Origin of the sequence: Ruegeria atlantica (assembly GCF_013033965.1) — a bacterium.
GTDB classification, from domain to species: Bacteria; Pseudomonadota; Alphaproteobacteria; order Rhodobacterales; family Rhodobacteraceae; genus Ruegeria; species Ruegeria atlantica_D.
In genome coordinates this window covers 179580-192910 of record NZ_WQFE01000007.1, presented here as the reverse complement: position 1 = coordinate 192910, position 13331 = coordinate 179580, and the positions used below count along the sequence as shown (strand labels likewise).

At 54.0% G+C, this 13331-nt stretch carries 12 protein-coding genes and 1 pseudogene; 9 read left to right on the top strand and 4 right to left on the bottom strand.

Annotated features, from left to right (window positions below; translation table 11 throughout):
* Positions 1-196: 196 nt before the first annotated feature.
* Positions 197-442 carry a hypothetical protein gene (locus GOW16_RS14320; protein WP_170416140.1) on the bottom strand — a complete coding sequence of 82 codons (246 nt, stop codon included), beginning with the start codon at positions 440-442 and terminating at the stop codon, positions 197-199.
* 245 nt (positions 443-687) lie between these two features.
* Between GOW16_RS14320 and GOW16_RS14315 the strand changes: the two genes are divergently transcribed.
* Positions 688-1092, top strand: a complete 405-nt coding sequence (locus GOW16_RS14315) for a hypothetical protein (RefSeq protein WP_254429779.1) — start codon at positions 688-690, stop codon at positions 1090-1092.
* 39 nt (positions 1093-1131) lie between these two features.
* Here the strand turns inward: GOW16_RS14315 and GOW16_RS22820 are convergent.
* From GOW16_RS22820 to GOW16_RS14305, 3 genes and pseudogenes are all read right to left on the bottom strand, one after another.
* A pseudogene (locus GOW16_RS22820) lies at positions 1132-1236 on the bottom strand (integrase); the annotation flags it as partial.
* A 465-nt stretch (positions 1237-1701) separates the two neighbouring features.
* A complete protein-coding gene (locus GOW16_RS14310; RefSeq protein ID WP_170416138.1) occupies positions 1702-1869 on the bottom strand; it encodes a hypothetical protein in 168 nt (55 codons plus the stop codon).
* A gap of 507 nt (positions 1870-2376) precedes the next feature.
* Positions 2377-3012 (bottom strand): TetR family transcriptional regulator C-terminal domain-containing protein, encoded by a 636-nt coding sequence (locus GOW16_RS14305; RefSeq protein WP_368039912.1) that lies wholly within the window; start codon positions 3010-3012, stop codon positions 2377-2379.
* A 139-nt stretch (positions 3013-3151) separates the two neighbouring features.
* Here GOW16_RS14305 and GOW16_RS14300 point away from each other — a divergent pair, with 139 nt between their 5' ends.
* Genes GOW16_RS14300 through GOW16_RS14265 form a run of 8 tightly spaced genes read left to right on the top strand, consistent with a single transcriptional unit; the run spans position 3152 to position 13232 of the window.
* Positions 3152-4009, top strand: coding sequence for an ABC transporter permease (locus GOW16_RS14300; RefSeq protein WP_170416134.1), 858 nt, complete (start codon positions 3152-3154; stop codon positions 4007-4009).
* On the top strand, positions 4006-4794 hold the full coding sequence (locus GOW16_RS14295) for an ABC transporter permease (protein WP_170416132.1): 789 nt from the start codon (positions 4006-4008) through the stop codon (positions 4792-4794). The genes GOW16_RS14300 and GOW16_RS14295 overlap by 4 nt, the downstream gene beginning before the upstream one ends.
* The gene (locus GOW16_RS14290) at positions 4791-5888 is read left to right on the top strand and encodes an ABC transporter ATP-binding protein (RefSeq protein ID WP_170416130.1); all 1098 of its coding nucleotides are present in this window, start codon (positions 4791-4793) and stop codon (positions 5886-5888) included. Before GOW16_RS14295 ends, GOW16_RS14290 begins: the two co-directional genes overlap by 4 nt.
* A 17-nt stretch (positions 5889-5905) precedes the next feature.
* Positions 5906-6967 carry an ABC transporter substrate-binding protein gene (locus tag GOW16_RS14285; RefSeq protein ID WP_170416128.1) on the top strand — a complete coding sequence of 354 codons (1062 nt, stop codon included), beginning with the start codon at positions 5906-5908 and terminating at the stop codon, positions 6965-6967.
* Positions 6968-7027: 60 nt separating this feature from the next.
* The gene (locus GOW16_RS14280; protein ID WP_170416126.1) at positions 7028-9088 is read left to right on the top strand and encodes an FAD-dependent oxidoreductase; all 2061 of its coding nucleotides are present in this window, start codon (positions 7028-7030) and stop codon (positions 9086-9088) included.
* Complete coding sequence (locus GOW16_RS14275; RefSeq protein ID WP_170416124.1) at positions 9088-10320, top strand: aromatic ring-hydroxylating oxygenase subunit alpha; 1233 nt, start codon at positions 9088-9090, stop codon at positions 10318-10320. The genes GOW16_RS14280 and GOW16_RS14275 overlap by 1 nt, the downstream gene beginning before the upstream one ends.
* Positions 10313-11875 (top strand): trimethylamine methyltransferase family protein, encoded by a 1563-nt coding sequence (locus GOW16_RS14270; protein WP_170416122.1) that lies wholly within the window; start codon positions 10313-10315, stop codon positions 11873-11875. Before GOW16_RS14275 ends, GOW16_RS14270 begins: the two co-directional genes overlap by 8 nt.
* Positions 11868-13232 carry an aminotransferase gene (locus GOW16_RS14265; protein ID WP_170416120.1) on the top strand — a complete coding sequence of 455 codons (1365 nt, stop codon included), beginning with the start codon at positions 11868-11870 and terminating at the stop codon, positions 13230-13232. Before GOW16_RS14270 ends, GOW16_RS14265 begins: the two co-directional genes overlap by 8 nt.
* Positions 13233-13331: the final 99 nt, after the last annotated feature.

The window sequence follows — 13331 nt, the reverse complement described above, 5'->3', positions numbered from 1 at the left end:
ACGGAAAGCTGGAGGGTCGACAAGCCTTTCGGATACCAAGTTTGCAGGTCGATTCAGTCGGCCTGCTAGACGCAAGCTCTTGATGATTGCGATGCTCAAAGAAAGAATCCCACCCCAAGCTGGGGCGGGATTCAGAGTACAATTCCGATGTTTAGGACGATAATCGAGAATTGTGGGGGAGTCAGCTGATTTGCTTTCAAACGTTCTGGTGAGCCTCGGATAGCCGCTTGTTTTTTATGATCTCTGTTAGTGCATTTTCGATAGGAGGGAAGCGACCATTGCTCGAATTCATCGTGGTTTGCAGACGCTCTTCAGCAGAGTAGCCAGAGGTCCGCATCGCAACTTCTGTGCCGCGATCTTCAGTCACAAAGGCAGGCTTGACCATGTTTTTCCCCTTGTTTTCACCAAACGATTTACTTTTCGTTCGGTCGGATCTGGTCACAATGCCTCACCTTGGTTGAACGCACAGAGAATACATTGTTCACGTTCAGTTAATGTTGTTTACGAAATAAGAACAGATGAATTATCCGACCGGGCGAGACTTCTATTGCACCCTTCCAATATGGCGGTTTGGAATGTCGTGCCAAACGACCCAACGCGTCCCAGTGGAAGACGCCAGCGGCAAGTCAGTCTTCGCCTATGGATTGGTCAAATCCCGACGGAGATCACGACTAGGATATGAAGCTAATGGAGGCACAAACGATGAAAACGGCTTTAGGAATCACGGCGACGTTTTTCATCCTTCAAACCGCACCGTTTGCGAGTGCGAGTATTAACGCGCAACCTCATAAGTTTAGACAAATTATCGCGTCACATACAGCAATGCAGCCAGTTCTTGTGAAATCCAAAGCCGGACATTGCCCACCGGGATTGGCCAAGAAAGCAGTTCCGTGCGTGCCACCCGGCCAAGTTAAACGATACCGGGTCGGGGACTACATCTACGACGGCTATGTGCGTATCGACAATCCCAACAGATATGGCCTTAAAAGAAACGGATACTATGTGCGCGCGGGAAACTATGTTTACGAAGTCAACCGACAGACCCACGAAGTTTTGAACCTGATAGGCGCGATAGCCGATGTTCTAAACTGACTGCCTTTTTCCCTGATAAGGTACCGTCCGCCAACGCATTCAGTTGTCAATCCGCTCCGCAATACTCAGCGTATCTTCCAGTTCAACCCCTTGGTATCGCGCTGTATTATCGACCTTTGTGTGTCCGAGCAGAAGCTGCACTTGCTCTGAAGCCCGATTTTCCCGCCATTATTGGTTAGATTTTTTCGTGATAAATCCCTAGCTGAGAGAAGGATCGTAAGCGAGGGCTTATCGACGGTGTTCGGGACGACCGGCGAGTACCTGTCAGGTGCGCCTGCAAGGTGTAGCCGTTCGACAGGTCGACCTAGCGGTATATTTCTCTTCGCAGTGATCCGGCCTTCTTGAGGCGGCGGATTAAGGAGATCTGCGTGCCCCCTTGTCCGTTATGGATACGGGCGCGTGCACTATGTGCTGCACCGCGAGGGTTGGTCAGTCAACGTCAAGAAAGTCTGCAGAATTAACGCGAGATGGGGCTGCAATTGCGGAAGAAATCGCCAAAACGGCAGACTACTAGCAATTCTTCTGGGTTTCGAAAGCACAATCGAACTCTGCCATGAGCAGGATCTACGGCGTCAACAATAAGAAGGCGGGCTGGATGTGTCGGTACGTTCAGAAAAACAAGTAGTGGTGTCCGTCACTCGCGACGAACGCTGAGAGTGCGATGACAAATCCAGAGGCGTAGTCTGTCAGCTTAAGCGTGCGCTTTTTAGGATACATGGTCCATTCAGACCATTTTGCTTGGCCGTCATCGACTTCGCTATCTAGCCTCATTGTCATGGCTTTCATCTCCCAATGCACAAAACTTGAATCGCTAAGAAGTTAGAGAGAGATTACTTGACCGTTGGTGAACTCAACGTGAACAAGGCGTTCAGGTTACGTCATTCTTGTTACCAGTTAGCCGCGCATTGAGAGAGTTTGTCAGCAAGGTGTTCCTGGGGAGTGGAGCCAAAGCTATTTAGTTTGCGCCTGCAGCGAAAGTTTGCTTAGTCACCGCCTGGAACATTGTTTGCTGAGCCCATTGCCACCGTTGGTCACTTTTCTTAGATCAGGCATTCAGGCGATACTTCGCTTTGGAACCTGGGCTTCTCCTTGCTTGCCATTAATTGCGGGAAGCTGCCGTTCGCTGCACATGCAATGGAGACCTTTCTTCAGCGGATTGTGGACATTGGGTTTCGTCCAAGGCACTGGGTGATCCACTTATGCGCTAGGGACTTCCCCAATACCGGTAGTCGGCTTCCCAAGAAGATGCTGTTTTTCTATCTTAAGTCTGAGTGACACCAGATCTCACAACTTGAATTTGCCGGGGAACAGCCCGCATAAGAACCTTCTGATGAGATCCACAGAGCGCCGTCGTGAAAAACCCTGCATATCGGTTAGGTAATTGACCCACATGCCTTCCAGCAATGCCAGCGTTCCGGCTGTGGCATCGTCCACCAAGATTGAGTCACGCACGTTTTCTTGAGTTATCTCCTTGAACGCAAGCCGCAAGGTCTCGACAAGTTTGTGATCCTGGGTGCTGCTGTAACGGGCAATACCGGGGTGTGAGCTCGCGATGCCGCGGAATGCATGCCAGATTTTTGTACTTCGTGGATTGAGCAGGGCCTCGGACAGATCCGCCTCGATCACAGCCATCACTCGGTCTTCGGGCGACGCATCCGAGCCCAGATCGGTCATTCTGTCCATCTCGGCATAATATTGGGCACTGAAATGCTGGGCCGCCGCCGTCAGCAAATTGTCTTTTCCTCCGAAATGCAAATGGATCATTCCGCGCGACAGGCCGGAGCGCTCGCAGATGCGGCTCACCGAGGTATCGGTGACTCCAATATCTGCGATAGTGTCCAGAGTCGCCTCGATCAGCAGCTGCTTATTGGCCTCCGGATCACGCTTCGAACCACGCTTTCTTCCTTTTAAGACTTCCACTTTATTCAATAATCCCATTCTCTTGGCGGAAATCCGCAGGTCTATCTTACAGGAAGATTGACACGAAAGACCGTTCTGGCGCAACATTTAATGGACGATCGTCCATTAGTGACTCGTGAAAATCGAGAAGGGAGGTTGGGTGATCTTTCGTAGCGAAGCGTCCCGGGGATATACCCTCAGCGCACCAGCCACGGCTTACGTGGGGTTTCTGGTGGCGGCGCCATTGTTGATCCTGATCGCCTATTCATTCTGGACGCAAACCTACGTAACGCTCGACAAGACGCCGACGCTGAAAAACTATCGCGACGCGTTTGCCGACCCGTTGGTTCGACACTTGATGCTTCGATCGGTCTGGATTGCAGGGGCGGTCACTATCGCAACCGTCGCACTGGCCTATCCTATTGCGTACTTCATCGCGATGAAGGCCCGGAAAAAGACCATCTGGCTTTTGCTCATCACCATTCCGTTCTGGTCCAGCTATCTGCTGCGCGTGTTTGCTTGGAAACTCATCCTTGGGTTCAACGGGGTGATGAACTCTGCACTGCTGATGCTTGGTCTGATCGACGAACCGCTCGACTTCTTGCTCTACAATGAATTCGCTGTCGTACTGACGCTTGCCCATGCCTGGGCACCTTTTGCGATCCTGCCGATCTATGTCTCGTTGCAGAAGATCGATCCAAGCCTGTTGGAGGCCGCCACAGACCTTGGCAACAGTCCTTTGCAACGCTTCATGCGGGTGACGCTGCCGCTGACGATACCGGGGATAATTGCCGCTTGCCTGATCATCTTCATCCCCACAGTCGGTGACTATGTGACCCCCGCACTGGTCGGCGGATCGGATGGGAAGATGATCGCCAATCTTATTCAGGTGCAGTTTGGGGCCGCCAACAACTGGCCCCTCGGCGCAACACTGTCCATGATCGCGATGCTGTCGGTTGGCTTCGTCGCCATTGTGTTTGTCATTACCGCCACCCGGCTTGGGAGGCGGATCAGATGAGACGTCCTTCGACCCTGACAGCTTACGCTTTCCTGTATTTGGTTTTTCTGTACCTGCCGGTCCTTTTCCTGCCCTTGTTCTCGTTCAACAGCGGTACAATCGTTGCCTTTCCGATCAAGGGCTGGACGCTGGACTGGTATCGGAAGCTGGGCGAACAGGATACGCTGATCCAGGCCCTTTGGAATTCGCTTGGTGTCGGCACGGTCGTCGCAATTCTATCCACCGCTATGGGGCTTTTTGCTGCTCGTGCCTTTGTTCGCTATCGTTTTCGGGGTCAGCGTGCAGCTGAAGGACTGGTGATGCTGCCTTTGGTTATCCCGGGCATTATCGTGGCTTCGTCAATGCTGGTTTTGTTTCTGTTTCTCGGTCTCAAGCCGTCTCTGCTGACCGTTGTTCTGGGCCATACGTTCCTCGCCTTGCCGTTTTCCGTTTCAATCCTGAAGTCTGCCTTTGATGACTTTGACGCCTCGCTGGAAGAGGCATCTTACGATCTGGGCGTCGGCGTGTTCGAAACCTTCCGCCGTGTGACACTTCCGGTCGTTTCCCCAGGTATTGTAGCCAGCTTGTTGGTCACTTTTACGGTCAGCTTCGACGAATTCGTCCTGGCCTTTTTCCTGTCCGGCAACCAGCCGACCCTGCCGGTCTATATCTGGAGCCAAATTCGCTTCCCGGCCAAGCTTCCAAACGTTTTGGCCTTGGGCTCTATCCTGCTGCTTACATCGGTTCTGCTTTTGGTACTGGCCGAGTATTTCCGGCGCCGCTCATCCGCATCAGAGGTCCAATGACAACCGGTAACATCATAGAACTCAGGGGCGTCGAGAAACGCTATGGCACGTTCCTGGCGGCTAGCGGTATCAATCTCGATCTCAAAGAGGGCGAGTTTTTCTCGCTTCTCGGCCCATCGGGATGCGGCAAGACCACGGTGTTGCGGATGATCGCGGGTTTCCAGGAACCGACCAAAGGTACCGTGCTGATCGATGGTCAGGATATGGAAGGTGTCCCGGCCAACAACCGTCCAACGAACATGGTCTTTCAGAGCTACGCCATCTTCCCGCACCTGAACGTAGGGAACAACGTGGCCTATGGATTACGGGGCAAGGCCCCCAAGGCCGAGATCGACCAGCGCGTGGCAGAAGCCTTGGACATGGTCGAGCTTGGAGGTCTTCAGGATCGCGGCGCAAGTGAGTTGTCGGGTGGGCAGCGGCAAAGGGTGGCGCTCGCCCGTGCGCTGATCATGCGACCTAAAGTATTGTTGCTGGACGAGCCCTTGTCCGCTCTCGACAAGAAATTGCGCGAGCAGATGCAGTTTGAAATGCGTAACCTGCAGCAATCCCTTGGCATCACCTTCGTGATGGTCACACACGACCAATATGAGGCGATGACCATGTCCGACCGCATCGGCGTGATGTTCAACGGACGGCTCAAGCAGGTGGACACTCCAACCACGCTTTATGCCCGCCCTTGTGATCAGCAAGTGGCCAGTTTCATCGGTGAAATGAACATACTGCCTGCCCAGTTGTTGGGCGAAACCGGCGATATGTTGTCGATCGATGCAGCCGCCTTCGGGCGGATTGAGATCGAGAGAAATCCCAACGTTGTAACTAGCGCTAAAGACATGAACATCGGTATTCGCCCGGAACAATTGGAGATTGCTGCTCAAAGGCCCGAAGATTACCCATCAACGGTTCAGGGCACTGTTAGCAACGTCGCCTTCTATGGCGAGAACATTCACTACCACATTCAGGTGGCGGGAACCGAGAAACCAATCTCGGTATCGGTTCCCAACTATTTTCACACGGTCGATTTCCAACGCGGAGACGCGGTCTGGCTTGGGCTTCAGGGGGCAAGCGTGATCGATCTTGGTACAGACAAAAAGTAAAACAGTGGGAGGATAGAATGAGATTTCAGGGAATTGCGGCCTTCGCATGCGCGACGGCAATAAGTACAGGAAGTGCCATAGCAGGTGGCACCGATTTAACGGTTTTTGACTGGTCGGGATATGAAGATCCCGGGTTCTTTGCCAGCTACATGGAAAAGTACGGGAATGAGGCGCCAAGCTATTCCTATTTCGGAAGTCAGGAAGAAGCGTTTACGAAACTAAGTTCGGGGTTCACGGCTGATCTAGCGCACCCTTGTTCCGACGCGGTCAGGAAATGGGTCGCAGCCGATTTGATCCAACCTCTGGACGAAAGCAAACTGACCAATTGGGCCGATGTGTTGCCCGAGATCAAAGAAGTCGACGCAATTGTTTTGGACGGTCAGCTTTATATGTTGCCGTTCGAGTGGGGAAACACAGGGCTTATCTATCGCACCGACAAAATCTCAGGCGATGACATCTCGCTGCAATTGCTAGCGGACCCGGCCTATGCTGGCAAGATCGCCATCCCGGATGCCGCGTCGTCTGCATATGCCCTGGCAGCACTGGCTACTGGAAATGCTGACGATTACACCAATCTGAGCGACGAGCAGTTCAAGGAAGCATCTGATTTCCTGCGCTCGATCCACCCGAACATGCGCTTTTACTGGTCCGATGCGGGTCAATTTGATCAGGCCATGACCAGTGGTGAGATTGAGTTGGGCTGGGCCTGGAACCAGTCAGAGCTGAACCTAATCTGGAACGAAGTGCCAGCTGCTATGATGCGTGATGTCGATAAGGGCATCGCGACGTGGGCGTGCGGTTACGTGCATCTGAAGTCTTCCACAACTCCGGTCGATCAGGTCTATGATCTGTTGAACGCGCTCACTGACCCTGCCAGCGGTCAGTACATCATCGACAACTGGGGTTACCCACATTCCAACGCAAAAGCGTTCGAAGTTGCCGATCAGGCCAACATCGAAGCCTATGGATTCTCGGATCCAAAAAGCTTCTTCGAGGGCAGCTTGTTCTTTGATGCGGTGAACCCCGAGCTTGAGGCGAAAATGCTGGCAGAATTTGAACGGATCAAAGCCGGCTTCTAACACAACCACATTTCCGGGGCCTTACTGCTCCGGATCCCAAATACAGGAAAACGCGTGAACATGTCGAACGCGAACCCATATGCTCTGCTTTTTGAACCGGTTCAGATTGGGCCAGTCACAGCCAGAAACCGCTTTTACCAGGTGCCGCATTGCACGGGGCTGGGGCATGTCCGACCGCGGGCGGATGCCGCCGTTCGTGGGATGAAAGCCGAAGGCGGGTGGGCGGTGGTTTCCAATCAGGAGACCGAGATTCACCCGACCTCAGACCTGTCTCCTTTTGCCGAGGGGCGGCTGTGGGACGGGCGCGATGTGCCCGCGTTGCGGCTGATGACGGATGCGGTACATGCGCATGGTGCGCTGGCGGCCATTCAGCTGGTTCACAATGGCAATCATGCACAAAACCTGCTGACCCGCGCGCCGGTTCTTGCACCTTCCGAGATGTCCGTCGACACGACGCATCCCAAGCAGGCGCAGGCCATGGATAAAGCTGATATTCGCGAGTTCCGCCGCTGGCACCGCGAGGCCGCCCTGCGCGCAAAAGACGCCGGGTTCGACATCATTTACATCTATGCCGGACACAACATGACTTTGGCGCAACATTTCATGCTGCCGCATATGAACCAGCGTAGTGATGAATATGGCGGGTCGCTTGAAAATCGTGCGCGCCTGACCCGCGAACTGCTGGAAGACACCCACGAAGCTGTAGGTGACAGCTGCGCTGTGGCGCTCCGTTTTGCCATTGATGAGATGGTGGGCGCTGACGGCATGCAGGCTTCAGAAGAAGGCCGTGCCGTGGTCGAGCTTTTGGCCGATCTTCCTGACCTATGGGATGTGAACGTTGCCGACTGGTCCAATGACAGTGCCACAACCCGCTTTCAGCCGGAGGATGGCTATCAGAACGCGTTTCTGTCGCACGTCAAACAGATCACACGGAAACCTGTGGTTGGTGTCGGTCGCCTGACGTCCCCCGATATGATGCTGTCGATGGTCAAAAAGGGAATTGTCGACCTTATTGGAGCCGCACGACCTTCCATCGCGGACCCATTCATTCCCAAAAAGATTGAAGAGGGCCGCATTGACGAAATCCGCGAGTGCATCGGCTGCAATATCTGCGTCTCATCCGACAATTTGGGCATCCCGATCCGCTGCACTCAAAACCCCACGATGGGCGAGGAATGGCGACGCGGTTGGCACCCCGAGATCATCGCGCCGAAGAAGAGCAACGCGGACACTTTGGTTATTGGCGGTGGCCCTGCCGGTCTTGAATGCGCTACGCAGTTGGCAAGGCGAGGATATCAAGTGACCTTAGCTGAGGCGTCAGCCGAATTAGGCGGGCGGGTTACGAAGGAAAGCAAACTTCCCGGCCTCGCAGCTTGGTCCCGCGTCGTCGACTATCGCCTGAATGACCTAAAGCAGCGCGGCAACGTTCAATTGTTCACTGACAGCAGACTTGATGGCGATCAGGTGGCAGAGCTTGGCGTCGAACACATCTTTGTGGCCACCGGCAGCCATTGGCGCACCGACGGCATAGGCCGTAGCACGCAACGCCATATGCCTCAGATCGAGCAAACCGCCAAAGTGCTGACGCCTGACGACATCATGAACGGCCTTTTGCCCCCGGATGGCCCGGTGATAATCTATGATGATGACCACATTTATCTGGCAGGGGTAATCGCCGAAAAGCTGGCGACTGCAGGATACCAGGTGGTCTTTGTCACGCCGGAGAGTTTGGTCTCAGCTTACGCCGTCAATACTTTGGAGCAGCCTCGCATTCAGGCCCGTCTGATCGAGCTAGGCATAGACATTCGCTGCAATCAGGTGCTGACGGCGGTTGAAGGTGACATGGCACGCGTCGGTTGTGCCTTTACCGGTCGCGAAACAGGTATTCCTTGTGCCTCGACAATTCTGGTTACCGAACGCCATCGAGAAACAACGCTCTTCAATAGCTTGCGCGGGCTCGGGTTGAAGACCCTCGAACTTATTGGCGATGCCGCGTCTCCTGGACTGATCGTCGACGCAGTTTTCGCGGGCCATCGCGCCGCCCGCGATTTTGAACGCCCCAAGGCAGAAGCAGACAAGGACTGGTTTCGCCGCGAGATTATCGATTTGGAGGAAACGTGATGAACAGCCGACCGTTTGAGTTGGATGCGTTGATAGCCTCGCACCAGTACGGCCACGCCTTACCGCGCGGTTTTTATACCTCGCAAGACATCTATGACTATGACATTGCTCAAGTCTGGAACCGCAACTGGCTTTGGGCAGGGCATGTCAGCCAAATCCCAAACCCCGGTGACTACTTCCTGTTCGACTATGGCCCGGAGAGCATTATCGTTGTTCGCGACCGCGAAGGTGAAGTTCGTGCTCATTTGAACGTCTGTCGCCATCGGGGTTCTCGCGTTTGCACCGAACAGTCCGGCAACGCCCGTGTTCTTGTTTGCCCCTACCACGCCTGGACATATGAGCTATCGGGAAAACTTCGTGCAGGCCACAACATGGGGGAACACTTTGACCCGTCCAGATTCGGGCTCTTTCCCGTTCAGGTGAGTGTCTTCAAGGGCCTGATCTTTGTCTGTGCCGATGCAAACACACCATCGCTTGATCCAGTCCTCAGCCAACTTTCGCCACTCGTCGAACCCTATGGCTTTGACGATCTGAAAGTGGCGCATACGGCGTCATTTCCAGTTCCCTCGAATTGGAAATTAGCGGTGGAGAACTATCTTGAATGCTACCACTGCGGACCAGCCCACAAAGAATATTCTCGTTCTCATAGCCTGAAATCGCCTCAAGACATGGCTGGCTTGGTAGAACCGCTAAAAGCAAGGGCTGAGGAAGTCGGCCTGACACCTGGTGAATTGGCGCTTGTCGGCGCGGCCGCACCAACCCCATTCACCAGCGGCTACTATCGGCGATATCCGCTTTATCAAGGCTATAAAACCGGCAGTAAAACGGGCGAAGCACTTGCGCCTTTGCTTGGAACCCTAAAAGGTTTCGATGGTGGCGCAACTGACTTTGATATTGGTCCGTTGAATTGGTTCCTGATTTATTCGGATCACATGGTGGGTTACCGCTTTGTTCCACGAGGCTTACAGGAAACCGACATTCAGGTGGTCTGGCTGGTTCGCGCTGACGCCGAAGAAGGCCAGGATTACAACAAGGAAGACCTGACCTGGCTTTGGCATGTCACATCTTTGGATGACGAGCGCATCATTCGCCACAACCAGTCCGGCGTAAACTCTCAGTACTTCCAACCGGGCCCCTTGGGCGAAATGGAAACCTCGATCCAGGATTTCTACGATTTCTATTTCACCATGATCAGTCCGGAACCAGAACAAAGGATGGCCGGTCATGGCTGAGGCAAAATCACGCCGTCGCGGTGGCGGCGGGCGCGCCGCGCGCATAAAGGTGCAACAGGCGACCACGGGCAATGAGGCCGTACGTGGGGGCCTAAGTGGCGGACGCTACAAACCGCTGACTCAAACAGATATGGAGAACATCCACCAAGCGGCCCTAACCGTTCTGGAAAACACCGGCGTTACCGACCATTTCCCAGAACTGCTTGATCTGGTGCTTCCCAAAGGCGCGGTGATGAATGACCTCAATCGGCTGTGCTTCCCCCGTGCCCTGATGGAAGACATCCTGGCTGGTGCCGCCAAGGAGTTTTACGTCTATGCCCGGGGAGAGCGTGAAGGCAAAGACGACATGCATTGCTCGGCAGAGAGCGTTTACTTTGCCAATTCTGGCACTGCCGTCACCACCTTCGATTCACAAACGAAGTCTTATCGCCCTTCAGTCCTGCGCGATGTCTATGACTTCACCCGACTGGTGGACCGTTTGGACAACATCCATATGCTGGGCGACACAGTTTTGGCCACTGATGTGACCGATGATTTCGCCCACGATATGAACACCATATATGCAATGCTCGCAGGCAGCCAAAAGCCTGCCTGTCTGACCTTTCGCGACCGCAGCCATATCCCGCATGCCATCCGCATGTTTGATTTGGCTCAGGGTGGTGAAGGGGCTTTCATGAAAAAGCCAAGCGTTATTTTTGGCGGCTGCCCTATGGTTTCGCCCCTGCGGATCGGCAAAGAAAACATGGAAATCCTGATTGATACCGCCAAGCTTGGCCTGACGGTCGATCTGGCTGTGCCTCCGCAGGCTGGGGCCACAGCCCCCGCGACGCTTGCGGGAACACTGGTTCAGACCGTGGCCGAAACGCTGGCCTGTGTTGCCATTGTTAACCTCATCACACCGGGCTGTCCGGTCTGTTTTGCTGCCTGGCCCTTCATCACAGATTTGCGCAGCGGATCGTTCACCGGCGGCAGTGGAGAACAGGCTCTGATCGGGGCGGCAGCCATTCAAATGGGTAATTTCTATGGCCTTCCCACATCTGTTGGCGCAGGCATGACCGATGCCAAAATACCCGACGCGCAATACGGGTTGGAAAAGGCGCTGACCTTCACGCTTGCCGCTCATGCCGGAGCCAATCGCCTGTGCGAATTCGGGGGGATGATCGGCAGCCTGATGGGATGCAGTTTTGAAAGCATGGTTATTGATGACGAAGCGGGCGGTATGATCCTGCGATCGTTGCGCGGGATAGAGGTCACAGATGAAACTATGGCAGTGGATGTGATCCACCAGTGCGCTATTGATCCTGGTCACTTCCTCGGCAACCCGCACACGCTGAACTATATGAACAGCGAGTTCGTCTACCCGCGGCTTATGGATCGTGAGCGTACAGATACATGGGAAAACGAGGGCAAAACAGATTTGCTGGACCGCGCCCGTGACAAGGCTAATTCTATTCTCGACAGCCATTTCCCCAACTACTTCGGCGCCTCAGACGCGCAGGTGCGCAAAGAGTTCCCAATTGTGATAAGCGCAGAAAGCATGGCCCGCCGTGGATAACTCTAACGCCAAGCAATGGGACAACGACCACTTCCTGCACCCGTGGGAAGGGATGGCAACATTGGGCGAAAACGACCGGACCTTCATCGAAGGTGCCAGCGGTATCCACGTAGTGAATGAAAAAGGCGAACGCTTGATCGACGGACCGGGAGGCATGTGGTGCACCCAGATCGGTTATGGGCGCGAGGAGATGGCCGAGGCCATGGCTGATCAAGCTCGGAACCTTGCCTATTTCTCGCCCTTCAACAACACCAATTCGACTGCTGCGCGGTTCGCTCGCGAAATCGCCAAACGTGCGCCGGGCGATTTGAACAATGTATTTTTTACGACCGGCGGTTCCACGGCCGTGGATACGGCTATCCGATTTGTCCATTTTCGAAACAACCTTTTGGGTCGTCCCGAGAAAAAGAAAATCATTTCAAGGCAAAAAGCCTATCATGGCAGCACCTATCTGGCGGCCAGCGTCAGCGGGAAAGAGCGTGACAGGCTTTGGCTCGACAAGGCCGATGACCTCGCACATTTCTTGCCAGACGTGAATCCGCTTTATCGTGCGACCGGTCAAACTGAAGAGAGTTTTTTGAAAGAAAAAGTTTCCGATCTTGAAAACGCCATTCTGGCGCTTGGTCCAGAAAATGTTGCTGCTTTTATTGCCGAACCGGTTCTCGCCTCTGGCGGCGTGATCGTGCCGCCCAAAGGGTATCACGAAAGCTGCCTGAACATCTGCAAGAAGTATGATGTTCTGTACATTTCCGACGAAGTGGTCACAGCTTTCGGGCGATTGGGGCATTGGTTTTCGTCAGAGGCTGTTTTTGGCATTCAGCCAGACATAATCACCTGTGCCAAAGGAATGACGTCCGGGTATGCGCCGATGGGTGCCGCGATTATTTCAGACAGACTGATCGCCGATGTTGCGGGAAAAGATGCCACCTTTTCCAATGGCTACACCTATTCCGGTCACCCGGTCAGCGCGGCGGCTGGTCTGAAAAGCATGGAGATTATTGAACGAGAAAAGCTTCTCGAACACGTTCGAAAGGTCGCTCCGATTTTCCAGGACCAGCTGCAGCAGCTACGTCAAATTGACATCGTTGCCGATGTGCGCGGGATGGGTTTGATGGGGTGCGTTCAATGCTCGGTCGATGGTGATCCCCTGAGCGACCTGGGATGCGACTACGAGATTGGCAACCAGATAGATATGGAATGCCAGAAACGTGGACTGCTTGTTCGACCTGTGATCAACATGTGTGTTCTTTCACCGCCACTTATCGTTAGCGAAACTGAAATTGAGAAGATTTTTTCTGTCTTGCGCGAAGGGCTTGAAGCGACAAGAACGTGGCTTGGCGGAGTCAGTGACCAATGATGAGCATGCAACTTTGTTGCGAATGAACACGGGCTAGAGAGAACTTCGCTCACTGTCATATAAGGATCGCCAGCGTGGGCGCTTGCGAGGGCTTGCTCA